Source organism: Candidatus Poriferisodalis sp., assembly GCF_965204125.1.
GTDB lineage: Bacteria > Actinomycetota > Acidimicrobiia > Acidimicrobiales > Poriferisodalaceae > Poriferisodalis.
In genome coordinates, this window is record NZ_OZ241968.1 from 1819889 (window position 1) to 1844635 (window position 24747).

Sequence of the window (24747 nt, forward strand, 5' to 3'; positions counted from 1 at the left end):
GCCTGAGCGTTACTTTGCTTGCATGACCACGCTTGAGGCACAGGGAAGCTCGAAGGGTTCGTCGAGACCGTCAGGCCCGCGTCGGCGCCGCAGTCGACGTTTCGGCATCGCTCTGATGGCCGTCGTATTTCTTGCCGCAGCGTGCGGCAGCGATACGTCCACCGACGAGCCGGTGCCCGATGAACCGGCATCCGGATCTGCGACCACTGTCGCACCCGATACCGGGGATGACCCCAGCGGCGGCACGCTCGTGCTGGCCGTCGAGCAGTGGCCCGAGTGCGTCAACCCCGTCACCTCGTGTGCCAATGCCACCTGGACGATCTGGTCGGTGCTGATCCACTACCTGCCGCGGCTCATGGAGCTCGACCAGAGCAACACGTACGTGGCGTCGTCGTTGCTGGCCGAAGAGCCAACCGTGGCGAACGGCGGCCTCGTCACCGCAGACGATGGCACGTTCACGCTCACCTACCGCCTGAATCCTGACGCGACGTGGAGCGACGGCACGCCCATCACCAGCACAGATGTCTGGTTCAGCTGGCGCGCCGGGCTCGACACCACCGGCACGCTCAGCACCATCGGTCTGGATCTGATCACCGACATCGACCATTCCGACCCACATACGGCCGTTATCACCTTCAGCGAGCCGTATGCACCGTGGCCGACGCTGTTCGGCGGCTTGCTGCCGGCGCACGAGCTGGGTCCCGACACCGATATCGCCGACAAGTGGAATGACGAGATCACGGTCTCGGGCGGTCCGTGGATCCAGGAGGAATGGAATCAGGAGCAGCACATCCTGGTTCCGAACCGCAGCTACTGGGATGCCGAGCGCATCCCACTGGTGGACCGTGTGGTGATGGTGCCCCGCGAGGACACCGACTCGGAACTGCTGGCCCTGCAGACCGGCGAAGCCATGGCCGCCTTCCCCCAGCCGTTTCCCGGTGCCCGCGAGCGGATCACCGGTGATCTGACCTACAAGGTCGCTGAGGGCACCTACATGGAAGGCCTCTGGATCAACCAGGACGCGCCCGACCGCCGCTTCGACATGACGCGCAACGTGCGCCAAGCCGTCGCCTATGCGCTGGATCGCGAACGCATCGCCGAAATTGCGCTTGGCACGATCACCGCCGACCCGCCGGTCCTGCAGTGCACTGGCTGGAATCCCGGGTTCGGCCCCTGGTGCCAGGACGACTTCGCCCGCTACACGCAGGATGCGGCCAAGGTCGCCGAGCTGCTCGAGGCCGAGGGCTGGACACGACCCGACCCCGACGGCTTGTGGATGAACGCCGAAGGTGAAGAGCTTGTGCTGGCATGGAACACCGTCGCCGGCAACAACCGGCGCGAGGACGTGCAAGCGCTGGTCGTCGACATGACCGCTCCGCTGGGCATCGGCTGGGAGATCATCAACTACGACCCGGGCGAGCTGTTCCAGAATCGACTGCCGGCGCTGAACTTCGGCCCGGTGGCGCTCTTCGCGAACAGCACCAACCCGGATCCCTCCGTAGCCAATCTCTACGACATCGACGGCATCCCCACCGAGGAGAACGAGTACACGGGTCAGAACTTCACGGCCTACCGCAGCCAGCAGGCCAGCGACTTGGCGTTCGCGATTGATGCCGAAGTGGACCCAGCAGCCCGCTTGGAGCTGGTTCACGAGTTAAGCCAGATCCTGGCGGCCGATGTGCCGTGGATCCCGCTGTACATGCTGCCCAACATGATCATCTGGGACCCCAATGCGGTGTCGGGACCGGGCGCCTATGTGTCGAGTCCCTACGGCGGATTCTTCGACATGTTCGACTGGACCGTGCACGTCGAATGAACGCATAGCCCGCGAACGGGCTGGCAGGCTCAACATCGTGGCGCGCTACGTGCTGAGACGGCTCGCGACGACGGTCCCGATCCTGCTGGCCATCTCGTTCGCCGTGTTCTGGGCGGCGAATCAGGTCTCGGATCCCACGGTCGCGCTCACGGTGAATCCCCGCATCGCGCCAGAGGACATCACCAGGTACCGCGAACACCTCGGGCTCGGTGATCCGATCCTGAGCCGATACCTGCAGTGGCTCGGGGACTTCGTGCAAGCCGATCTTGGCATCTCGCTGGTGCGCAACGGTGCGGATGTATGGCCCATCGTGCGCACAGCGTTGGTGAACACGCTGGTGCTGGTGAGCTTGGCGGTCGCGCTCTCGCTGGTCGCGGGAATCGCAATCGGCGCGATCTCGGCCATCCGTCGCGGCTCGTTCATCGACTACTTGGCCACCACGATCTCGTTCCTGGGGATTTCCATCCCGGTGTTCTGGCTGGGCCTCATGCTGCAGCTGTTCTTCGGCTTGTACCTCGCAAATTGGCTGGGGATCGGTCCGCCGCTGCTTCCGACGGCGGGGCTGTACTCGCCTGGCCAGCAGGGCTTCGACCTCGCCGACCGAGTGCGACACCTAGTGCTGCCCACGATGGCGCTGTCGCTGCAGCTCATTGCCGTCTACAGCCGCTATATGCGGGCCAGCCTGCTTGATGTCATGAACTCGGATCACGTTCGCGCTGCTCGTGGACGAGGCCTGCCGGAACGCACCGTGGTGGTTCGTCATGGCGTGCGCAATGCGCTGCTCCCCGTGACTGCGCAGGCCGCCACCGATGCTGGTCAGCTGGTCGGCGGGCTGGTGGTGACCGAGCTCGTGTTCCAGTACCCGGGTATGGGCCGGTTGTTCGTCGACGCCCTCTACGGCGGCGACTACCCCGTGCTGCTGGCCTCCGTGATGATCGTTGCAACAGCAGTTTTCTTGGTGAACCTCGCAGGCGATCTCTCCTACGGCGTCCTCGACCCCAGGATCCGGCGTGGCGCTCGCTGATCACGAGCTCGCAGAGCGCCCGTTGATGGCAGCCTGGCGGCGCTTCGCCAGCCGTCGCGTGTCGGTCGTAGCGCTCGTTGCGCTCGTGATCATTGCCACGGCAGTCGCCGGTGCCGACCTGATCGCCCCCTACCGGTCAGGACAGCAGCATCTCGATCATGTGCTGGCGCCTCCCGGGGCGGGCTTCCTGCTCGGGACCGACACCTTGGGTCGGGACACGCTGAGCCAGACGCTGTATGCCGGCCGGATCTCGCTCGTCATCGGCATATCGGTGGCGCTCATCGCCTCGCTGCTCGGCACGACCGTCGGCGTGGTTGCCGGCTATCTGGGCGGACGCATCGATGCCGTGTTGATGCGTTTCACCGACACACTGCTCGCACTGCCGCTCCTCATGATGATCATCCTGCTGGCGCGCATCTTGGGCGACAGCGCCGCTGATGTCGTGTTGGTGCTGTCGCTGCTGGGGTGGATGGCGCTGGCCCGCATCATCCGGGCGAAGACGCTGGCGCTGCGCGAGCAGGAATTCGTTGTGGCGGCCAGCTCGATGGGCGCAAGCACCACGCGGATCATGGTTCGCCACCTGCTGCCAAATCTGGTCGGTGAGATCTCTGTCGCGGTATCGCTCGCAGTCGCTGGTGCAATTCTGGCCGAGTCAGTGCTGAGCTTCCTGGGCTTGGGGGTCAGCTCTGCCCACACGCCGACATGGGGAAACATGATCGGAGGCAACGAGGGCTTCATGACGGTCGAGCCGTGGCTGGTGTGGGCGCCCGGATTGGCCATCGTCATCACCGTGTTGGCCGTGAATTACGTCGGCGACGGCCTGCGCGATGCGTTTGACGTGCGAGGTGAAGGCCGCAGCTGACGGTCGCTCCGACTGTCGTCGCGGGGTGCAAGTACCGGGTCGCGCCGGTAGACAGCGGGCCGCAATTCCACCACTTCAGGGCTTTTGTGTGCTGAGGTGGTACCCCGAATCGTTTCAGAGAGGAACTGGACTGTGGCGAACAAGGCAGAGACCATCAAGGCAGTAGCCGCCGAAGCCGGTGTGACTGCGAGCGACGCAGAGCGGACGCTGTCAGCGTTCTTTGATCTCGTTGCGGCCGAAGCGAAAGCCGGCGGCAAAGTGACCTGGCCGGGATTCGGCTCCTTCTCCATGTCTGAGCGTGGCGCCCGCATGGGTCGCAACCCCCAGACCGGCGAGTCCATCCAGATCGGTCCGAGCCGCTCCCTCAAGCTGGCAACCGCTGCTGCCATGAAAAAGCAGCTGATGAGCTGAGCTGAGGCTCAGCTCAGCGGCGCCGTCTGTGGCGCCACACCATCCCTTCGGCGCATCGTCGCCATGCAGATGCAAGCAGTGAGGGCAAGAGCAGCGATGACCGAGTAGGTCGTGCTGAAGCTGCTCGTCCGGTCGGCGAGCCACCCGCTCGCGGCCGGGCCGATCACCGACGCAGGGCCGTAGAACATCGTCATCGAGCCGAGCACGGCGGCGAACGTGCGGTCGGAGACGTGATCGCTCACGAACGTCGCGGTGAGCGATGGGAACGAGAACGATGCTGCGCCGAAAACCACCACGGCGACGAGGATCATGGCGCTGGGCGCACGCGTCGCCATGACCACGGCGGCACCGGCGCTCAAGGCCATGACGGTGGCCATGGTTGCGGGCCGCCCGATGCGGTCGCTGAGCCGTCCGAAGGCCAGTGCCCCAACGATCGAACCCGCGCCCATCCACGAGAACACGAGCGTCGCGGCGGTGCGGCTGAATTCGTGATCGCCCTCCAGCGCTCGCCCCAAGAAGTTCGCGAACGAAGACGCCATGTACGCGAATGCCATGTATGCCGCGACAGCGCGCTTCCACCCGTGAATCCGGAACAGGGCTCCGAAGCCGCCGGCACCGGCCACCCGCTCGGTGCGTCGAGCCCGGACGAATATCGACAGCGCCGCAAACAGCACCACCGACAGTGCCGCCTGGGCCACCCAGACGGGCCGCCAGATCGCATCGTCGGCCGCAATGCTGCGCAGGGCAGTGGTTGCGAGCGGCACGCCGATGAGCGCGGCGCCCATGGTGGCGGTGAGCGTGCCGAGCGCGGCGCCGCGGCGACTCGCCGGCACGCCTTCGCTGGCGATCACTGGTGCCGTGAGCCAGATGCCGCCGCCGCCGAGACCGGCCAATGCAGTGCCGATCACTACGGCTGCCGGGCTCGACGCGGTGCCGATCACCGCAAGACCCACGGTCGAAGTGACGATGCCGGCGCGCAGCAAGGTGAACGGCTCGATTCGACCGGCAGTGAACGTGACGATGATCACTCCGGTGAAGTACGCGCCCATGTTGGCCGAGCCGAGCGCGCCGATCAGCGTGTCGCTGAGGTCGAGATCGTCGGCCATGGCGGGCACCAGCACGCCGACCGTGGCCCGGCCGAAGACGTGCGACACCACCCCCGAAAGAGCCACCAGCACCACCCGTCCCCAGCGGACGCGCTCGCGCGGGGTGCTCCCGACCTCGCTGGGTACCGGTGGGCTAGATGCGGCCTGGCCCGAAGTGACCTCGAAGACGTCGGGCAGGCGGCCCATCTGCGCGGAGGCGGGGTTCAGTGCCCCGGCGTGAACCTGATCGGCAGTGTCGATGGCCCCCAAATGCCGTTGGACACCGGTTTCCATTCCACGTCGCCGTCGAGACGCAAGTCCGGCATTCGCTTCGCCACGGCCTTGAGGGCCTCCTGCAGCTCGGCTCGTGCCAGGAACGCGCCGAGGCAGTAGTGGATGCCGCTGCCGAAGGTCATGTGCGGCGCACTCGACCGGCGCGTGATGTCGAAGCGCAGCGGCTGATCGAACTGCGTCTCGTCATGGTTGGCGGCGGTGAAGCTGGGAAAGATCAGCGTGCTGGCCGGGAACTCGATGTCGCGGTAGGTGAGGTCCTCGCTGGCGTAGCGGGCGGTGCCCCGGATGGCGCCGAAGTGCCGCATGACTTCTTCGGCAGCCAGGGGCGCGAGCGACGGCTCGTCGCGCAGCAGCCGGAGCTGGTCGGGACAGCGGGCGAACAGTTCCACAGCGCAGGCGAGCTGATTGCGCGTGGTGTCGGTGCCGGCGAGCAGTACGGCGTTGGCCAGTGACTGCATCTCCTCGGTCGTCAGCCGGTCGCCTTCCTCCTCTGCGGCGATGAGATCCGAGAGCAGGTCGTCGCGAGGCTCGGCGCGCCGCTCGGCGATGAGCTTGGACATGTAGGCACCCATCTCGTCCTGCGCGGACATGATCGTGTGCAGGTCGCGTGCCAGGTTGCCGTTGAACACCCGGAAGATGTCGGTGGCGAGACGGCTGAACAGCTCCCAGTCGTCGCGGGGTGCGCCCAGCAGCTCGCAGATGATCGGGATGGGGTACGGCTCGCAGACCTCGGTGACGAAATCGCCGTGCCCGCGAGCACACAGCGGGTCGAGCAGCTCGTCGATGACCTCGGCCATGAACGGGCGCAGCCGTTCGGCGGCCTTGGGAGTGAACGCCGGGCCGACGAGCCGGCGCAGTCGCTGGTGCTCGTCGCCCTCCATGCCCAGGATGTTCTGCCCGCTGCGGCGGTTCCACTCGGCGTCGTCGACGCCTTGCATCTGGGCGATGAGGCCGATGGCGCTGAACCAGCGCTTGTCGCGCAGCATGGCGGTCACGTCGGCGTGACGGGTGATGACGTAGCCCAGCGGGGTGCGGGCGATCCAGTTGCGCTCAGCGAGCCCGATCAGTGCCTCTCGCCTCTCGTCCTCGCCTTCATCGCCTCCGAGGCCGACCTCAGGCATGTCGACATCGGCAACAAGTGTGGCCATGGCCGCACCCTAACCAGCCCGCCTGCGGCGCCGAACAGAAGCCCCACGAGATCGGGTCGAGGCCGACGCCGGCGGTCGCTGCCGAGGCCGTGGGGTGGGCACGAAGCCGAGCACGGCGCCGTTTGGCGGCCGTACCATTCGCCCGATGAGCGAGACAACAGACAACGGGAGCGGGACGGTTGCGGCAGAGCGGCACGGCGACGTCCTGCTGGTGCGGGTGGATGACGGCAAGGCCAATGCCTTCTCGGTGCCGATGCTTGCGGCGCTCGATGCCCAGATCGACATTGCCGAGGCAGACGATGAGATCGGGGCGGTGGTCATCGCCGGCAATGACCGGGCGTTCTTCGCGGGCTTCGATCTCAACGTGATCCGCGGCGGCGACCGTGCTGCGATCGGCGAGTTGGTCTCGGCGGGCGGCGCGATGGTGCGGCGGGCCTATGGCGCATCGGTGCCGGTGGTGGCGGCCTGCACCGGCCACGCGGTCGCCGCCGGCGCCCTGCTGCTGCTCGGCTGCGACCACCGTGTCGGACCCGATGCGCCGGTCAAGATCGGCTTGAACGAAGTGGCGATCGCGCTGACGCTGCCCGACTGGGCCATGACCATCTCCAAGGAACGGCTGTCGCGCCGTCACCTGCAGCGCTGCGTGGCCAACGCACGCCTGCTCGACGGCAATGGAGCGGTCGAGGCCGGCTACCTGGACGAAGCCGTCAGCCCAGATGCCGTGGTGGATCGAGCGCTGGAGGTCGCCGCGGAGCTGTCGGAGACGCTCGATGCCGGCGCCTACGCCGGCACGGTGCGCGCGCTGCGCGGTGACGTCCTCGCGGCCATGGACGCTTCGGTTGAGCGGGATCGGGCTGCGGCGGCTTGAAACAGACATGACAGCCAGCAACATGGGGGCTCAGTGATGAAGGCAATCGTCTTCGACGAGCACGGCGATATCGACGTGCTGGCGTACCGCGACATCGACACGCCCGAGCTGCAACCCGGCGAAGTCCGGGTAGCGGTGCGGGCCTGCTCGCTCAACTATCACGACGTCTTCACCCGCCGGGGCATGCCGGGCATCAAGGTGCCGCTGCCCGGCATTCCCGGCTGCGACGCTGCCGGGCAGGTCGCCGAGCTCGGACCCGACGTCGAGGGGTGGTCGGTGGGCGACCGGGTGCTCGTGGACCCGGTGCGGTGGGATCGCGGCACCGGCAAGTTCTCCATGATCGGCGACACGCTGTGGGGTGCGTACGCCGAGTACGTGGTGGTGGCAGCGAGCCAGCTGATCCCGCTGCCCGACGACGTCTCCTACGAGGACGCTTCGTGCCTGCCGGTGGCCTACGGCACGGCACACCGGATGATGATCACCCGCGGCGAGGTCGGCCCCGATGACACGGTGCTGATCTTGGGCGCCAGTGGGGGCGTGGGCACCAGCGCGCTGCTGATCTCGAAGATGCGCGGCGCCAAGGTGATCGCTGCCGCAGGAACCGACGAGAAGTGCCAACGCCTCGCCGACCTCGGTGCCGACGAAACCATCAACTACTCCGAGGTCGACATCGCCCGGTACTGCCGCGAGCAGACAGGCGGCCTGTTCGGCGGGGGCGGCTACGACGTGGTGGTGAACTTCACTGGCGGCGACACTTGGGCCCGCTCGCTGCGATGCGTGCGCCAGGGCGGGCGCGTGCTCACCTGCGGTGCCACGGCCGGTTACGACCCGCAGACCGATCTGCGGTTCATCTGGACGGCCGAGATGGACATCCGGGGCTCCAACGGCTGGCAGCGCAGCGACCTCGACGAGTTGCTGCGGATGGTGCAGTCCCGCGAGCTGGTGCCGGTCATCGATTCGCTGGTGCCGCTGCCTGACGGCGTGGAAGCGCACCGGGCCATGGAGGAGCGTCGCTTCTTCGGCAAGATCGTCATCACCGCCGACGCGCCGGCCTGAGCATCGCTGCCGTGCCCGACGACGGGAGTCCCCCGGCCGACGGAGGCGACAGCGATGACGTAGGCGTCATCGACTTCCGGTTCCGGCCGATCGGCGCTCGCAGCTGGACGCCCGAGACCACCTACCACTACCTCGAGCGAATGGGCCTCGAGCCGTGCCCCAGCTTCGAGGCGCAGTCGGTTGACCTGATGTTCGCCGAGATGGACGCAGCCGGCATAGCGCTGGGCGTCATCGGCGTGCCCGGGCCGACGGGCATCCGAGGGCTGGACCCGACCGGTTCCGCCGAGATCCGCCAGATCGTCTCGGAGCATCCGGATCGGTTCGTGGGGTTCGGCTCGGTCGAGCCCAGCGATGTCGAGGCCGCAGTGTCGGCCGTCGGCGAGCTGGCACGCCAGGGCATGCGCGGCGTCACCGTCGATCCGTCCACCGCCCAGATCAACCGCCGGTTCGACGACCGCGAGCTCTACCCGATATATGAGGAGGCGCAGCGCCTCGGGCTGATCGTGTCCACCACCATGAGCTGCCTGCTCGGGCCGTACCAAGACGACTGCCGCCCCGAGTACGCCGATCACGTCGCTACCGACTTCCCCGGCTTGACCGTGTCGATCCAGCACGGCGGCTGGCCGTATGTGCGCGAGGCGCTGGGCGTGGCCTACAAGCAGCCCAACGTGGTGATCGTGCCCGGCCAATACGTCCACTACGGGTTCCCCGGCTCAGAGGACTACGTGACCGCGCTGGCCCGCCAGCTTCCCGACCAGATCCTGTTCGGCAGCGTTTATCCCAACTGCGGTCCGCTCACCGACCTGCGCCGCATCGTTGCAGGCTGGCAACTGCCGCCGCACATCGAGCGCAAGTACCTGCGCGACAACGCCGCCCGAGTGCTCGGCCTCTGATCGCGCCGCGAGTCTCAGGGCCATCGTTAGCCATCACGGCGCTCGTTCGAGAGCGGTGCGCACTTCAGCGACAAGCGGTGGGAGGTCGTCTTCGGCGGTTCGCCATGCCGTTGCTGCGTCGATGGTCCAGTAGGCGTGGACGATGCGATTGCGCAAGCCACGGGCCATGGCGACCGGCAGAGTCGGCAGCAACGTTGCCGCCTCGTCGGTCAATCGCGAGGCGCATTCACCAATCACGGTCAAGCACCTCAGCAGCGCGTCCTCGGCCATAGTGTCGTCGGCGATGTCTGCTCGCAGGCCGGCATATCGAATTGCTCGCTCGGCAGCATCGAGCAGGTAGCTGAGACGAGAGACGTCTTCGGCGTTCACAGTGCAATGGCGTAGCGGCCGACCGCTTCGCTTTCGGCCTCGGTCATACCGCTGTCGCTGACGACATCGACAGGCGCGTCGAGCAGCGCTTCGAGCGCACTGCTGAGCCGCGCGAGGTCGAACAGTGTCGCTGTGTCCGAAACCGTGACCAGCAGGTCTATGTCGCTGCCGGCGCCGGCGGTGCCTCGTGCGGTAGAGCCGAACAGCCGCACGTCGGCAGCATGATGCTCGGTCGCCAGCCGCTTGATGTCGTGCCGGTGCCGCAGGACGCGTTCCAGCGTCGATTGGGCCGGTCGCGAGTGGCGGCTCAGGAATTCTCCGAGCGCGTGCTGAACCAACGCAGCAGTGGAAGGCGGCACCGGTTGCTGGCTCCGGTATCGCTCGATCTCCGCATCCAGCTCATCGGGAATGGTCACGCTCAGGCGCCGCATGTGGTGCAATTTACACCACCTGCACCAATTCCCCGCTGGGTGTGGGCGCTGCCGCTGGTCTTGTTCGCAGCGCAAGCCCCGCTCTTCGCGATCTGCTACCCCAGGCGCGACCGAGTTCTCTCGACCACAACCGTCACGATGTCGATACCCGTGTACTTCCGGTGCCGAACCGTCGAGGCGAAGTGACGCAGCAGGCGAAGCGAGATCGTGTGCCCTTCGGATGCGGGGGCGCGTTCGCTCACAAAGGTGAGCCGGTCTTCGAGATTGTGGGCATCCGCTGACGTGCGCAACTGCAGTTCGATGCTGGACGCCGAGGGCCGCGCGATGACGACCAAACGTGAGGGGGACTGGTCCTCGTCGGACTCCATCAGGCTCAGCAGCGATTCCTCTCCCACGAGCCTGAGCCGGTTCGCCGCAGCGGCCTCCCAGCCTGAGCTCGCTGCGACCTCCGCCAAGAATTCGTCGACCTGCGGCAGCGCCGCCGCATTCAATGCTGTCTCAAGACGGCGGCGCTTCCGACCGCTTGACTCGACGTAGGCCGTCAGCAAGATCGCGATGAGCGTGCCGACCATCATGCCGTTGCTGAGCAACGTCCCCCAAGCGCCGCCGATGATGGTGCCGATCACGTCGGAGCCCTGCAGCCCCACGCCGACTGCAATAGCGACACCGACCACTATGGCCTTCTCGGGTCGAAGGCCGTCCTGCAGCACGGAGCGGAGTCCCTCCACGAACAGCAGTCCCATGATGATGAGCAGGTAGCCCGAAGCGACCGCGCTGGGAACCGTGAGCAGGACGGCGGTCAGTTTCGGTGTCAGCGCCAGCGCGATGAGCAAGGCGCCGATGCAGTACCCCACTCTGCGGGAGGCCACGCCAGTGAACTGCGCGAAGGAAATCGACGTTGCATCCATGGTTCCGACAGACAGCGTTCCTGCCAGTCCGCCGAAGAGCGAACCGATGCCGATGGTGTTGGCCGTGCCCTGCACATGGCGGTAGTCGGCCGCTGCAGGGCTCCGTCGCGATACCCGCTGGATCACGACGCTCGTCGTCATCGCCTTGATGGTGACGGCTAGCGAGACGACGAGGAATAGCGGCAGCAGCGCCCAGAACTCGGCACCTGGGGTCAGGTCGAGACCGGGAAACTCTGGTTGCGGAACCTCAAGCCAGGCAGCGTTTCCGACATCTGCAGGGTCATACAGCCCGTAGAGGCCGGCAGCGAGCGTTGCAGCGACAATCGCGATGATTGGCGACCACAACCGGAGAAGCCCCTTGGCGCGCATTGCCAGCATCGCCGCAACCAGCACTGCGATGAGAGCGACAACTGGCCCCGCGATGGCCGGAGTGTCCCCGGATGTCGTTCCGAGGCGCTTGACGACGACCTGCATGACACCGAGCGCGATCAGCATGACGACGACTCCCGAGACCGTCGGCGTGATGAGCCAGCTCAGGCGATGCAGCCACTTGGCGAGCGCGAACTGGAACAAGGCGGTCACGACAATCAGGGTCGCCAGTGTCTGCGGCCCGGCACTGTTCACCGCCAGAATCGCAACGGCCAGGTAGCTCGGCGAGATGGCCATCAGGATGTTGTGCCCGCTGCCGAACGGTCCGAGACGGGCTGCTGAAGCCACGGTCGCTATGCCGCAAACCAGGATCGCCGCCGTCACCGACCATGCCGCTTGGCGTTCGCTCAGATTGGCCGACTGCACGAACAGCGACATCGTCAGCACGGTCGGCGCCAGCGCGATCACGACGCCCTGGATGCCCATTCCCAGCGACAGCGCTATGGAGCACTTCTCGTCCGGTTCGTAGGTGATGCCCTCGCCCGGCGCTACTGCGGCCACGGAGATCGAGTCGACTGCTACACCGAATAGGCGAAATCGCGCAGGGCTGCGGCCGTGGCCGCGTACACCTCGGGCATGGCGCCCCGGAAGATCACGTCGCCGGCATGGCAGGTGCCGTTGACTGTGCGGGCCTGCACGCTGTTGCCCGCCGCCGCCAGCTTGCGGTAGTAGGCGAGCCCCTCGTCTCGCAGCGGGTCGAGCTCGTTCACCGAGATGACGTGCGGGGGCAGGCCGGTCAAGTCATCCACGCTGGCATGCAGCGGCCATGCCAGCGGGTTGGTGCGGTCGGGCCCGCCCAGGTCGTACACCTTGGCGATGCCGCCCATGTTCTCGCAGTCGAGGAAGTACTGGTTGTTCTCATGCAACGACGGCAGGTCGGCGGGCGGGTCCGCGTACATGCCTGAGATGTACGGGCACTGCGCGAACACGCCGTCGATCATGTCGAGATAGCCGTCGCGCTTGGCCTTCAGTGCAGTGGCAAGCGTCAGGTTCCCGCCGCCCGACTCACCCGAGACGGTGATGGTCGACACGCCCAGGGCGTCCTTGTTGGCCGCAACCCACTGCAGGCCCGACGCGCAGTCATTGAGTCCGGCGGGGAACGGATGGTTGCCCAGCTCGCCGCCGCCGTTGCGGAACTCGACGCCGATGGCGACCAGCCCGAGCGCCGCCAGCTCGTCGCGCCAGCGCACATAGGACAGCCCGGATGCCTTCAGCAGCACCATGCCGCCGCCATGGATGTGGTACACGCACGGCTGCGGGCCCGCAGCGTCGGATTGCTGGTGGATGTAGAGGTTGATGTCGTTGCCGTCGACGCCGCTGATCACCTCGGTGCGCGACTCCACGCCCACGACAGGCGGCAAGCTTCCGAAGAGGGCGTCGAAGAGCATCTCGAAGCCGGGCTCAGCCTCGTTGACCCAGGCGTACAGATCCTCCATCGACGTGTCGGCAGTTGCGGGCGACGGCTCGCCGTGGCCGCCCATGCCGACCATGTCCAGCACCGCGATCATGCGCGGGTCTGCCCGTGGATCGTCGGCAATAGTCATGTCCGGATCGCCCAGCCGTCCGGGACGATGTACTGCTGCAGTGCTCATGAGGGTTCCCCTGTCTGCCCGGACGCGACGTCCCCGGGTGTGGCGCCGACAGTAGCCCCGCCCAGTGCCGCCCCGGTTGCGTCGTGCATGGCAGGTCGACTGGTGCGTCGACGCGTCTAGAGGTCTGGTGAGTCAGGACCGGTCAAGCGACGGGGGGGAGGGGGACTGGCTTCGGATTCGTCGACGAGCAGACCCCGGGCAATGTCCTGAGCTTCGTCGAGTGAGCCGACCATGTGCTCGGGCGGGATGCGGCGCAGAGCGTTGAGCGACTCGAGGGTGGCGGCGGGCGCACCGTCGAGACTGAGGATGATGCACGTGGCATCGCCGGCGGCGGCGGTGTCGATGAGCTGCTCGATGACCAGCGCGGCACTGTCGTCGATGTATTCGGTCTCGGAGAAATCCAAGATGACGACCTCGTGGCCGACAATGTCGTCGCCGATGGTGCGGATGAGCTTGCTGGACGAGGCCACGGTGAAGCTGCCGCGCAGCTTGACGATGCCGGTGCGTGCGGAATACGGGCTGATGCCGTAGGAGTCCGCGCTGTGCTCGTACAGGAAGATCTGGTCGAGCAGAGGCACCGAGACCACGCTGTCGAGCTGGAGCCGCTCGAACTGGCGGGCGCCGATCATGCCCGCGACGATCAGCCCCACCGCCACGGCCGTCACCAAGTCGACGAACACCGTGATGCCAAGCGTCGTGAGCATGATCAGAAGGTGCTCGCGCTGAATGCGCCGAAGCCGTGCCAGGAATCGCCAGTCGATGAGCTGCCAGCCGATGACGGCGAGCATTCCTGCCAACGCGGCGTGCGGCACATAGGTGAACAGCGGTGCCAATCCCAGCACCAATGCCAGAAGCGTCAGCGAGCGAATGATGGGTGAGATCGCAGTACGAGATCCCATCCGCCAAGCCACAATCGACGAGAGGAAGGTCGGGCTCCCCGGCAGGCCGCCGATCAGGCCGGCTGCGACGTTGCCAATGCCGGTGCCGAGCAAGCCCTTGTTCGGGTCGAGCTGAGTGCGAGTCTGCGCATCCACCGCCAACGCGCCCAGCAGACCTCGCACCGTGCTGAGCAGCGCAATGGTCAGTGCCGGCACCACCGCACCTGCCAGGAAGGTCAGCGAGAGTTCCGGACGCTGCAGGTCTGGCAGCGAGCGCGGTATGCCCTCAAGCGTCGGCATGTCACTCAACCACAGGACGTGGAGGAGGGTTGCGGCCAGCAATGCTGCGATCATGGCGGGCAGGAACCTGCGCAGCCGCTTCGGCCACAGCACCGAGACACCCAATGCCGCCAACCCGACGGCCAGGGCACTGGTATTGAGCGTGTCAAACGCTTCAGGCCAATTCCGAATTGCGTTCACTGGCTTGGTGATCTTGACCGGATCGCCCAGGAACGCGTTGGACATCGAGATGACCGTCATCACGCCGATCCCCGACGTGAACCCCGCGATCACCGAATACGGCGTATAGGTGACGTAGCTGCCGATGCGCAGCACGCTCAGGACGAGCTGGATGACCCCGGCGAGCATCGCGATCGTGAACGCCTCGGCAGCGGTCTCGGCGTGCGTCGCGACGACCGCGGCCATGGCAATGGCCAAGACGGCGCTCACCGATCCCATCTGCGGCCGTGATCGCTCGAAGACGCCCACAAAGAAGCCCACAGCGAGAGCGCCGTAGATGCCGCTCGTAGCTCCGAGCCCCGACGCGACGCCGTACGTCACAGCAGGAGTAATCGAGATGACCGCGGCGGTGACACCGCCCGAGACGTCCCCACGGAGTGTGTGCAGGTCGTAACTCATGCCTGAGTAGCCGGAATCTCTCGTTCGAGGATCGGAAGGCCGACGCTATTGCACCGTTGTCATCGGCACCTTCGTCAGATTGCTAGCTGTCAGCCGCGATCACGACCAGCAGCTCGCCGTTGTCAACCTGGTCGCCGACCGCAGCCCGTACCTCGCTCACCTCGCCGTCTGCTGGTGCGGTGATCTGGTGCTCCATCTTCATGGCTTCCATCACCACGAGCACCTGGCCGGCGGCCACCCGGTCGCCGGGCTGCACGTCGACCATCAGCACTTTGCCGGGCATCGGGGCGACCAAGCCGCCTTCGACTGCTTCGGCATCGGGATCGGGGAATCGGGACCGTTCCCGCAGGGTCACCGAACCCGTGAGCGGTCCGGTCACATACCAGTTGTGGCGGCGCCTGCTGACCTGCCAGGTGCCCCGCATGCTGCCGGTCTCGACATCGAGCTCCGCGTCGAATTCCTCAGCGGGCGGTGCGTCGGCTGCCCCGCCGCCTGCGTCGATCCGGATGTGATCGTCTTTGATGGCGTGGATCTGGATTGAGTGGGGCCGAACGACGAACTCGCTGGCCTCCGGCAGATTGCCGTCGTGGCTGTCGCGGTTGGCATCTTCGCCCGACGGCGCATCACTGTCGTCGGGAGGGGCGTACGGCGCGTCCGCCCGCAGCGGGGCGACTCGCAGCCGGTAGCTGCCATCTCGCTGCCGCCGGTAGGTCACGCTCGCATCGTTATCGCCTGCGGACGGATCGAGCGCTGTCAGCGGCAGCACCTCGTCGGGCATCACGCTGTTGCGGTAGCCGGAGCTCATGAAGTTCAGTGCGGTCGCCTGAGACCGATTGCGGGCTTGTGACACCAGCGCCACCGCCGATGCCGCCGCGTGAAGGAACTGGCCCTGGTGCGGCGATTCGCCCGCGAGCCCGGTTCGCTCGATGAAATCCGTCGTGGTGTCGCCGGCCAGGAACTCATCGCTGCGCAGCACGGCAGACAGGAAGTCACGATTGGTGACCACGCCGCCCAATCGTGTGCGGTCGAGTGCCGACGCCAGTCCGAGTGCGGCCTCTGAGCGCGTGGGCGCCGCCACGATCACCTTGGCCAGCATCGGGTCGAACTCGGTGCCGACCACCGACCCCATCTCGATGCCGGAATCGAAACGTGCCTGCGGCTCGCGTGCAGGGGTCCACAGTTCGACCGTTCCGGTGGCGGGCAGGAAACCGCTGGCGGGATCCTCCGCGTACAGGCGGGCTTCGGTGGCATGCCCGCGGATGGTCAAGTCTTCCTGGCCATAGCCCAGCGGTTCGCCGGCCGCGATGCGGATCTGCTCCCGGACCAAGTCGAGGCCCGTGATCTCCTCGGTGACTGGATGCTCGACCTGCAGGCGGGTGTTGACCTCGAGGAACCAGAACTCGGCGTCGTCGCCGCTGCCCTCGAGCAGGAACTCGACGGTGCCGGCCGAGTGGTAGCCGATCGAGCGAACGGCCGCGACGGCTGCGGCGCCCATGCGGTCGCGCAGCGCCGGCGTCACGGCGGGCGACGGTGCCTCCTCGATGACCTTCTGATGGCGCCGCTGGATGGAGCATTCCCGCTCGAAACAATGCACGAGGTTGCCGTGAGTGTCGCCGAGCACCTGGATCTCCACGTGGCGCGGCGCGGGCAGGTAACGCTCCAAGAACACCGTGTCGTCGCCGAATGCGCCAGCAGCCTCGCGCCGGGCAGCGGCGACAGCGTCAGCGAGGGTGTCGGCGGCATCGACGATGCGCATGCCTTTGCCGCCGCCGCCCGCCGATGCCTTGACCAGCAGGGGGTAGCCCACTTCGGTGCCGGCAGCAGCCAGGTCATCGCCCGACGTCGAGTCAGCCACCGGCACCGACGGCAGCGTCGGCACACCGGCAGCGATCATCGATTCCTTGGCGGCCAGCTTGTCGCCCATGGCCGCAATCGCCTCCGGCGCAGGCCCCACCCAGATCAGGCCGGCGTCGATGACCGCCTGGGCGAAGTCGGCGTTCTCGGACAGGAAGCCGTAGCCCGGGTGCACGGCATCGGCGGCACTGTTCTCGGCCGCGGCGATCACCTTGTCGATGGACAGGTATGAGTCGGTCGCCGTCCGGCCGCCGAGCGGCACGGACAGGTCGGCGTCGGTCACGAAGGGCGCCTCAGCGTCGCCGTCGGCATAGACCGCGACCGTGGAGATGCCCATCGCTTGTGCGGTACGGAAGACTCGGCGGGCGATCTCGCCACGGTTGGCCACGAGCAGTCGCCGGATCGGTCGAAGCTCAGAATCAGTCATGCCCAGCCGCCCTTACATCCGGAAGACGCCGAACCCATCGGCGCCTTTCACCACGTTGTTGTGGCAGGCAGACAGCGACATCGCGATCACGTCACGGGTATCACGGGGGTCGATGACACCGTCATCGGTGACGCGCCCGCTGGCGTAGGGGGCCAGCGACTTCAGCTCGTGATAGTGCTCCACCTGCTCAGTGATCTTGCGGTCGGCTTCCTCGTCGAACTCGATGCCGCGGCGCATCGCCTGGCCCCGCCGCACGATCGACATGACGCCTGCGATCTGCTTGGGCCCCATGATGGCGATCTTGGCGGTCGGCCACAGGTAGGTGAATCGGGTGTTGAACGCCCGACCCGACATGCCGTAGTTCCCCGCGCCATAGCTGTTGCCCAGGATGACGGTGATGTGCGGCACCATCGAGTTGGACACGGCGTTGATCATCTTGGAGCCGTTCTTGACGATCCCGCCCTGCTCGAAGTCCTTGCCGACCATGTAGCCAGTGATGTTCTGCAGGAACACCAGCGGAATGTCCTGCTGGTTGCAGAGCTGGATGAATTGCGTGGCCTTCTCGGAGCTGTCGCTGAACAGCGGGCCGTTGTTGCCCAGGATCCCCACGGGGAAGCCGTGCACGGAGGCCCAGCCGCAGATGAGCGTGGTGCCGTAGCGGGCCTTGAACTCCTCGAAGCGGGAGCCGTCGGCGATGCGGGCGATGACCTCGCGGCAGTCGATCATGGCCTGCAGATCCCGCGGCATCAGGCCGAGCAGTTCTTCGGGATCGTGGACCGGGGGATCGGCCGGCATGGTCGGGCCCGGGCCCAGCTTGCGCCAGTTCAGGTGCGCCACGACCTCGCGGCAGATGCGCAGCGCATCGGCCTCGTCCTCCGCCAGGTAGTCGGCGAGGCCCGAGATCTCGGCGTGCATCTGCGCCCCGCCGAGCGTCTCGTCGTCGGAGTCCTCGCCGGTGGCCATCTTCACCAGCGGGGGTCCGCCCAGGAAGACCTTGGACTGGTTGCGGATGAAGATGTTGTAGTCGCTCATGCCGGGCTGGTAGGCGCCCCCGGCGGTGGAGCTGCCGAACACCACCGAGATCGAGGGGATCTTCATCTTCGACAGCTCGGTGACGTCATAGAACAGCCGGCCGGATTCGGCGAAGTGGCTCTCCTGCTCGAGCATCTGGCGCTCAGGGTCGTCGTCGCCGCGCAGGTCGCCGCCCGCCGACTCCACGAACTGGATGTAGGGCATGCGGTTGTCGCGGCAGATCTCGATGGCCCGCATGATCTTGCGGCCCGCAAACACCGTGATGGCCCCGCCCAGCACGGTGGGGTCGTTGCCCTCGATCATGCACTCGACGCCGTTCACGACGCCGATGCCCATCACCAGCCCGCCGCCGACGGCGTAGTTCGAGCAGTAGCCGGCCAGCGAGCTGATCTCGAAGAACGGCGAGTCGCGGTCGAGCACCATGGCGATGCGTTCGCGCACCGGCATCTTGTCGCGGCTGCGCATGCGTGCCATAGCCCGAGGCCCGCCGCCGGCCGCAGCCTGCTGCTGCAGCTCGTCGAGCTCTGCGAGCTGCTCGCGCATGTCGTCGCAGTTCTTCGTGAACCACTCAGCGGAGGTGTCGATGTGGGATCGCAGTACCGGCATGTGACTCCCGCAGGCTCGCAGCGCTCGGGCCTGTGCCCCGGCCATCAGGGACCTCAGACGCGAACTGCCGAATTCTGCATGACCCAGCCCGCCTTTGCCTACCTACGCGTTAGTTCACGATGACGACTTGACGTCCCTCAGCGATGAGAGCTGCCTGCAGTGGAGGCGAGGGCGTGCCCAAGCAAACCTCGGCACCGAGATGCAGGGCCGCCGCCAATGCCTCGATCGACAACAGGTTGAGCTTTCGGTGGCGGCTGCGCAGTCGGCCGATCAGCGGCGCGATGGTTCTCATGCTCACCAATCCGATCTCGGCGGGGAGTTCCGACAGTGATTCCAATGCACGGCTGCGCAGGCTTGGAGGCAGTTCGGCGAACGCGCCCGAGAGCACCCCGCTGACCGCCGGACTGAGTGCAGCCTGACAGAGGCGCACATACCAGCAACCAGTGGTGTAGACGGCTCGATCCGGATGCAGATGCGGCGTGGTCCGCCCTTGCAGCAGGTTGGCGAGAACCTTGTCGTCGACGAGCTGGGTCACTCGCTGGACAGCTCGGGGTCGCCGAAGCCGGCAGCCGCCTCTGCCCATACCTCGTCGGTGATGGCACCGAGCAGCTGGGAGCGCAGTTCTTCGACTCCTCCTGGTACCAAAAGCAGCAGGCTGCCAAGATCGAGGTAGCCGACCTCGCCGCCCTCGCTCAGGCCCCAGTGGTGGCGGGCTGTCGCAGGAAGGCTCATCTGCCCCCGGGACGACACCTTCAACGTTCCCGTGTTCGCCATGACCCGAGTGTACAAGGTGAATTTCTTTGTTGCTTTGTCAACGGCTCAATTCAGACCACGATGCGGTGTGCGCCTCGACGCGCCGACCTAGCGCACAAGGCACGGCTATCGGCTCGGCCGTCAACCGAAGCCAGTTCGTTCCCTACGTCGACTGACGACTTGACGCTGGACCTGGTGCTGGGGCGACGGGGTCAATCTGGAGTTCCTTGCACCCTTCGAGGTACATGCGGCTGAACATGCCGACGGTCCATCTGTGCAACATAACCTCGCCCGGGTGTCGCGGGACTCGGCGTTCGTGGAAGAACAAGCTGCGCTCTATGCGGCGGCGCATTCGCTGCAGCCCACCGAGGTGCAGCGTGAGCTGATCGCCGAGACGGCGTCGCTCGGCCGGGTCGCTGGCATGCAGATCGGCCCGCTGCAAGGTGCGTTCATGACCGTGCTGGCGACGGCGCTTCGCCCCCGGCTCGCGGTGGAGGTGGGCACCTTCACCGGGTACTCAGCCTTGTGCGTCGCCAGTGCCCTCGAACCGGGAGCACAGCTCATCTGCTGCGACGTGTCCCAGGAATGGACGTCGATTGCCCGCCGGTATTGGGAGCGCGCCGGCGTGGCGGATCGCATCGATCTCCGAATCGGGCCGGCACTCGACACGCTGCGTGCGCTGCCGCCGGAACGGCTCATCGACTTGGCGTTCATCGACGCGGACAAGTCCAGCTATCCCGCCTACTACGACGAGATCGTCTGCCGGCTCTCGCCCGGCGGCGTGATCTTGGTCGACAACGTGCTGCGGGGCGGCACGGTTGCTGACGCCGCCAGCGACGACGAAGCCACCGAGGCGATGCGTGCGTTCAACGAACACGTTGCCGCTGATGAGCGCACGCGCTCTGTGCTGCTGCCGATCGGCGACGGCCTGACGATGATCAGCCCCAAGCAATAGCCCCCCGCAATAGCATCCCGGCCGTGAACGATCAGGTCGCTTGGCCCATCGAGACGCACATCCTGCACCGGAGCGATGCCGGTCGGAGCTACCAGCTCTGGGTGGCGCTCCCGATGGGTTACCGACCCGACGCGACGAACCCGTACCCGCTGGTTGTCTGTTGCGACGCGCCGTGGACCTTCGGCACGGCGGTCGACACCACCCGCATCCTGTCGATGTCGCGGGAGACGCCGCGCTGTGTTGTCGCCGGCATCGCGCACGACACGGCAGACATGCGCGAGATGCTCGACCTGCGCGCGATCGACTACACGGTGACACCGGCGGAGGCCCCGCCGATGACCGGCATTCGCGCACCAGCCGCCGAAACCGGCCAGGCCGAGCCCTTCCGCCAGTGGCTCGCCAGCGACGTGATGCCGCTGCTGTACGACCGGTACCACGTCGGTGAACCCACCTACGTCGGCCATTCGTTCACGGCGCTCTTCGGCCTGCACGTGCTGTTCAACGCACCCGACATGTTCGCCCGTTACCTGCTGGCCAGCCCGTCGGTGTGGTGGGACTACGAGGTCATGTTCCGACTCGAGGCCGAGCACGCCGAGGCGGGCGGCGATCCTGACGTGAAGATCTTCATGTCGATGGGCGAGAACGAGACCGACGAGTACTCGCCCCAGGCCAGATTCCACGATCAATTCTCTGCCCGCGGCTACCGCAACATTGATCTGACCTGGCATGTCTTTCCCGGCGAGAACCACAACACGGTGGTCGGCCCGGCCGTCAGCCGGGGGCTCCGGGTGCTCTACGCCGACTGACCCCCTGCGCACGCTCTAAGTTCGCGTGATCGCGAGCGGGAACGCAGAAGGCGACGGGGGGATGGCGCGCACAGCACCAGAAGCCGATGACATAGACGCGTCTGGCGATATGGCCGTCAGCCGGTTGGCGCGCATTATGCGTCCCTTCGTGGGCGTCGCCGTGCCCGCATTCGCTGCGGTCGCTGCCCTGCTGGTGGGCGCCATCATGCTGCTCGCCTTCGGTGCAAACCCCCTGGTGGCATACGGCGAACTGGTCACGGGTGCCTTCGGCAGCGCCGACAACCTCGCCGACACTGCGGTGCGGGCGATGCCTTTGGCTCTCGTCGGTGTCGGCATCTGCATCGCATTCCGTACCGACGTGATCAACATCGGCGGCGAGGGTCAGATCATTCTGGGCGCGATCGCTGCCACGGTCACTTCTATGGCCTTCGACGACGTGCCGCGGGTGTTGCTGGTGCCCATGGTGATCGTGGCGGGAGCGATCGGCGGCGGCTTCTGGGGTGCGATTCCCGGGGCGCTCAAGGCCTATGCGGGTGTCAACGAGATCTTGTCCACCATCATGATGAACCTCGTTGCGTTCCACTTCCTGAGCTTCCTGCTTCAGGATCTCCTGATCGAGCCGGGCGCCATCAAGATCCAGCAGACGCGCCGGCTCAGCCCCAACGCCGACTTGCCGCTGCTCCCAGGAGGAACCCGGCTGCACATCGGCGTGCTCATCGCGATCCTGGTCGCAGTGTTGGGCTACCTCCTGCTGTTCCGCAGCGCGCTCGGCATGCGATTGCGGGCCGTCGGCCACAACCCCGATGCATCTCAATACGCCGGCATGGCCGTCCGCAAGAGCGTCACCCAGGCGCTGGCGTTCAGCGGGGCCTGCTGCGGCATCGCCGGGGCAGTGCTGGTGTTCGGCAGCGAATCGCACCGGCTGATCGGTGAGGGCGGCGCGGCGGCGTTCACACAGAACGCCGGCTTCAACGGCATCGTGGCGGCTCTGTTCGGTGCGCTCCATCCGATCTTCACGGTGCCTGCGTCGTTCTTGTTCGGGGGAATGCTCACCGGCGGCAGCGACATGCAACGGGCAGTCCAAGTGCCCGCCGCTCTGGTGGTGGCGCTGAACGGCGTCGTGGTGGTCTTCGTGGTGGGGAGCCTGCGACTGCGTGACCGGCTCAGGACGTGGGCGGGCGAGGTCTCGAGCTACGGAGGCCGGGCGTGAGCGATTTCTTCACCGTCAGCGTGCTCGTCGCCACCTTGGCGTCCGGCATCCGGCTTGCGACGCCATTCTTGCTGTCGGCACTGGGCGAGACCATCGGTCAACGAGCCGGCGTGCTGAATCTGGGCGTCGAAGGCGTGATGCTCATCGGCGCGTATGCCGCCTACATCACGGCGCTGCGGACCGGCAGTGTCGTCGCTGGCGTGATTGCGGCCATGGCTGCCGGGGCAGCGATGGGCGTCGTGTACGCCTTCATCACGGTGGTCATGCATGCCACCCAGGGCATCAGCGGCATCGGCATCTTCCTGTTCGGTCTCGGCTTCACCGATCTGCTCTTCCGTCAGCAAGTGGGCACGCCGGTGCCGATCGACGGCCTCCGGGGCCTCGACATGGGCGGGCTCTCGGACTTGCCGGTGGTAGGAGAGCTGTTCTTCCAGCACAGCGTGCTCACCTACGTAGCGTTCGCCCTGGTGCCGGTCGTGTGGTTCGCCATGAACCGCACGACCTTCGGACTCAACGTGCGAGCCGTGGGCGAGACGCCCGAGGCTGCCGACACCCTTGGCGTGCGAGTCAACGTGGTGCGCACGCAGGCGATCATCATCGGCAACGTCATGGCGGGCCTCGCGGGCGGCACCTTGGCTCTTGACGTCGGCATCTTCCAGCAGAACCTCACCTCGGGGCAGGGGTTCATCGCCGTGGCGCTCGTGTACTTCGGGGCGTGGCGCTCGAGCGGTGTCATGGCGGGAGCGCTGTTGTTCGGTGTCGTGTCGTCCACCGTGCTGCAGCTCAAGACGCTCGGCATCATCGTCGGCGCCAACTCGACCATTGCCGCAATGGCGCCTGCAATCCTGACCATCGTGGTGCTCGTGCTCGTCAGCCGTCGCATCGGGGCGCCGTCTGCTCTGACGGTTCCGTTCGAACGAGACAACTGACGGCAGCCGCACCGGATCCCTCAAAGGTTCCCTCAAATGGGGCCGCGCAGGGCGTTGCCGGCACGGGAGCATCGCGCCCATTCGGGGTCGCCTAGCATCGCCTGCAGGCCCGGGGCTCCGCCGAGCCGCGCCGTACTGCAGCGCACAGATCCGGCGAGAGCCTGCGACAGGGTCGATCCGGGAGGGGTCACATGTTCCGAAACACCACACGCAGATCGCTCGTAGCCAAGCTCGTAGCGGTCGCCGCAGTCGTACTGCTGCTCGCTGCGGGCTGCACCGGCGCCGACGAGGAAGAAGCGGGTCCGATCCGGATCGCCATCGTCGCGCCGAGCGCCAGCAACGACTTGGCATTCACGCAGAGCATGGTCGATGCAGTGAACGCAGTCGGCGGGACGCGCGAGATCGAAGTCGCAGTCACCGACGGCACATTCATCGTGGAGGAAGCCGCTGCGGCGATCCGTGGTTATGCCGAGGACGGCTTTGACCTAGTGATCGCGCACGGCAGCCAGTACGGCGGTCCGCTCGAGGAGATCGCACCTGACTTCCCGGACACCTCCTTCGCATGGGGCACCGCGGTCGACTTCAAGGGCCTCGACAACGTATTCGCCTACACGGTCCGTTCGGATCAGGGCGGGTACGTATCGGGCACCGTTGCGGCCCAGATCACCGGCACGGGAGTGGTTGGCGTGATCGGCCCGATCGAGGTCGGCGACGCCAAGCTGTACGTCGACGGCTTCGCGGCCGGTGTAGCGGCACAGGACTCGTCGGTGACGACCAACATCGTGTACACCGACTCATTCAGCGATGTGGCGCTCGCGGCCGAAGCGGCCGAGGCCCACATCTCCAACGATGCCGACGTGCTGACCGGCTCGGCGCAGATGGTCGTGGGTGCGACCGGCGTCGCCAACGAGCACGGCGTGGCGTGGTTCGGCACTCAGGCCAATCAGACGGCGCTCGGCGAGAGCATTGTGGTGGCTTCGCAGGTGTACCACTGGGAGGTGCTGCTCAACGAGATGATCGACAAGATCGAGAGCGGCACGCTCGGCGGCGAGGTGATGACGGCCACGCTTGCCAACGGCGGCATCGTCATCGAGTTCAACGACGGCTATGGCCTCGATGCCGCGGTCCAAGAGGCCGCCGAGGCAACCATCGCGGGCATCGTGGACGGCTCGATTTCGACCGGCCAATAGCAG

Annotated in this window: 23 protein-coding genes; 12 read left to right on the forward strand and 11 right to left on the reverse strand. The window is 66.6% G+C overall.

All coding sequences use genetic code 11. The annotated features are described in order from the left end of the window. The first annotated feature begins 22 nt into the window (after positions 1–22). From ACOGXD_RS08635 to ACOGXD_RS08650, 4 genes are all read left to right on the forward strand, one after another. Entirely contained in the window at positions 23–1816 is a 1794-nt protein-coding gene (locus ACOGXD_RS08635; RefSeq protein WP_419914185.1) for an ABC transporter substrate-binding protein, read from the forward strand. A 37-nt stretch (positions 1817–1853) separates the two neighbouring features. Next, complete coding sequence (locus ACOGXD_RS08640; protein ID WP_419909346.1) at positions 1854–2840, forward strand: ABC transporter permease; 987 nt, start codon at positions 1854–1856, stop codon at positions 2838–2840. Continuing rightward, entirely contained in the window at positions 2827–3702 is an 876-nt protein-coding gene (locus ACOGXD_RS08645; protein WP_419914187.1) for an ABC transporter permease, read from the forward strand. Before ACOGXD_RS08640 ends, ACOGXD_RS08645 begins: the two co-directional genes overlap by 14 nt. Before the next feature lie 132 nt (positions 3703–3834). After that, on the forward strand, positions 3835–4113 hold the full coding sequence (locus ACOGXD_RS08650) for an HU family DNA-binding protein (protein WP_419914189.1): 279 nt from the start codon (positions 3835–3837) through the stop codon (positions 4111–4113). 8 nt (positions 4114–4121) lie between these two features. Here the strand turns inward: ACOGXD_RS08650 and ACOGXD_RS08655 are convergent, their stop codons facing one another. Together ACOGXD_RS08655 and ACOGXD_RS08660 are read right to left on the reverse strand one after the other, a co-directional pair. Continuing rightward, positions 4122–5492: an MFS transporter gene (locus tag ACOGXD_RS08655; RefSeq protein ID WP_419914191.1), complete on the reverse strand. Its 1371-nt coding sequence runs from the start codon at positions 5490–5492 to the stop codon at positions 4122–4124. Continuing rightward, positions 5423–6640: a cytochrome P450 gene (locus ACOGXD_RS08660; protein ID WP_419914193.1), complete on the reverse strand. Its 1218-nt coding sequence runs from the start codon at positions 6638–6640 to the stop codon at positions 5423–5425. Before ACOGXD_RS08660 ends, ACOGXD_RS08655 begins: the two co-directional genes overlap by 70 nt. 145 nt (positions 6641–6785) lie before the next feature. Between ACOGXD_RS08660 and ACOGXD_RS08665 the strand changes: the two genes are divergently transcribed. Genes ACOGXD_RS08665 through ACOGXD_RS08675 form a run of 3 tightly spaced genes read left to right on the forward strand, consistent with a single transcriptional unit; the run spans position 6786 to position 9457 of the window. After that, complete coding sequence (locus ACOGXD_RS08665; RefSeq protein WP_419914195.1) at positions 6786–7508, forward strand: crotonase/enoyl-CoA hydratase family protein; 723 nt, start codon at positions 6786–6788, stop codon at positions 7506–7508. A 36-nt stretch (positions 7509–7544) separates the two neighbouring features. After that, a complete protein-coding gene (locus tag ACOGXD_RS08670) occupies positions 7545–8564 on the forward strand; it encodes a zinc-binding dehydrogenase (RefSeq protein WP_419914197.1) in 1020 nt (339 codons plus the stop codon). A gap of 11 nt (positions 8565–8575) precedes the next feature. Then, positions 8576–9457 carry an amidohydrolase family protein gene (locus tag ACOGXD_RS08675; protein ID WP_419914199.1) on the forward strand — a complete coding sequence of 294 codons (882 nt, stop codon included), beginning with the start codon at positions 8576–8578 and terminating at the stop codon, positions 9455–9457. 33 nt (positions 9458–9490) lie between these two features. Here ACOGXD_RS08675 and ACOGXD_RS08680 read toward each other — a convergent pair whose 3' ends face one another. The 9 genes from ACOGXD_RS08680 to ACOGXD_RS08720 all read right to left on the reverse strand — a co-directional run bounded on the left by ACOGXD_RS08680 (position 9491) and on the right by ACOGXD_RS08720 (position 19675). Next, positions 9491–9826, reverse strand: coding sequence for a DUF86 domain-containing protein (locus ACOGXD_RS08680; protein WP_419914201.1), 336 nt, complete (start codon positions 9824–9826; stop codon positions 9491–9493). Further along, positions 9823–10257 carry a nucleotidyltransferase family protein gene (locus ACOGXD_RS08685; protein WP_419914203.1) on the reverse strand — a complete coding sequence of 145 codons (435 nt, stop codon included), beginning with the start codon at positions 10255–10257 and terminating at the stop codon, positions 9823–9825. Before ACOGXD_RS08685 ends, ACOGXD_RS08680 begins: the two co-directional genes overlap by 4 nt. A gap of 95 nt (positions 10258–10352) precedes the next feature. Then, positions 10353–12095, reverse strand: a complete 1743-nt coding sequence (locus ACOGXD_RS08690) for a solute carrier family 23 protein (protein ID WP_419914205.1) — start codon at positions 12093–12095, stop codon at positions 10353–10355. A 17-nt stretch (positions 12096–12112) separates the two neighbouring features. Next, on the reverse strand, positions 12113–13186 hold the full coding sequence (locus ACOGXD_RS08695; protein ID WP_419914207.1) for an alpha/beta hydrolase fold domain-containing protein: 1074 nt from the start codon (positions 13184–13186) through the stop codon (positions 12113–12115). Positions 13187–13302: 116 nt separating this feature from the next. Further along, the gene (locus ACOGXD_RS08700) at positions 13303–14982 is read right to left on the reverse strand and encodes a SulP family inorganic anion transporter (RefSeq protein WP_419914209.1); all 1680 of its coding nucleotides are present in this window, start codon (positions 14980–14982) and stop codon (positions 13303–13305) included. Positions 14983–15064: 82 nt separating this feature from the next. Further along, positions 15065–17263 carry an acetyl/propionyl/methylcrotonyl-CoA carboxylase subunit alpha gene (locus ACOGXD_RS08705; RefSeq protein WP_419914211.1) on the reverse strand — a complete coding sequence of 733 codons (2199 nt, stop codon included), beginning with the start codon at positions 17261–17263 and terminating at the stop codon, positions 15065–15067. Between the two features lie 12 nt (positions 17264–17275). Continuing rightward, on the reverse strand, positions 17276–18946 hold the full coding sequence (locus ACOGXD_RS08710) for an acyl-CoA carboxylase subunit beta (RefSeq protein ID WP_419914213.1): 1671 nt from the start codon (positions 18944–18946) through the stop codon (positions 17276–17278). 64 nt (positions 18947–19010) lie between these two features. Beyond that, on the reverse strand, positions 19011–19436 hold the full coding sequence (locus ACOGXD_RS08715; RefSeq protein WP_419914215.1) for a hypothetical protein: 426 nt from the start codon (positions 19434–19436) through the stop codon (positions 19011–19013). Beyond that, a complete protein-coding gene (locus ACOGXD_RS08720; RefSeq protein ID WP_419914217.1) occupies positions 19433–19675 on the reverse strand; it encodes a hypothetical protein in 243 nt (80 codons plus the stop codon). Before ACOGXD_RS08720 ends, ACOGXD_RS08715 begins: the two co-directional genes overlap by 4 nt. 274 nt (positions 19676–19949) lie before the next feature. Here ACOGXD_RS08720 and ACOGXD_RS08725 point away from each other — a divergent pair, with 274 nt between their 5' ends. The 5 genes from ACOGXD_RS08725 to ACOGXD_RS08745 all read left to right on the forward strand — a co-directional run bounded on the left by ACOGXD_RS08725 (position 19950) and on the right by ACOGXD_RS08745 (position 24744). Continuing rightward, complete coding sequence (locus tag ACOGXD_RS08725) at positions 19950–20609, forward strand: O-methyltransferase (protein ID WP_419914219.1); 660 nt, start codon at positions 19950–19952, stop codon at positions 20607–20609. A 23-nt stretch (positions 20610–20632) separates the two neighbouring features. Then, positions 20633–21415 (forward strand): alpha/beta hydrolase, encoded by a 783-nt coding sequence (locus ACOGXD_RS08730; RefSeq protein ID WP_419914221.1) that lies wholly within the window; start codon positions 20633–20635, stop codon positions 21413–21415. A 61-nt stretch (positions 21416–21476) separates the two neighbouring features. Beyond that, positions 21477–22625, forward strand: a complete 1149-nt coding sequence (locus ACOGXD_RS08735; protein WP_419914223.1) for an ABC transporter permease — start codon at positions 21477–21479, stop codon at positions 22623–22625. Then, complete coding sequence (locus tag ACOGXD_RS08740; RefSeq protein WP_419914225.1) at positions 22622–23554, forward strand: ABC transporter permease; 933 nt, start codon at positions 22622–22624, stop codon at positions 23552–23554. Before ACOGXD_RS08735 ends, ACOGXD_RS08740 begins: the two co-directional genes overlap by 4 nt. Before the next feature lie 191 nt (positions 23555–23745). Beyond that, a complete protein-coding gene (locus ACOGXD_RS08745; protein ID WP_419914227.1) occupies positions 23746–24744 on the forward strand; it encodes a BMP family protein in 999 nt (332 codons plus the stop codon). Positions 24745–24747: the final 3 nt, after the last annotated feature.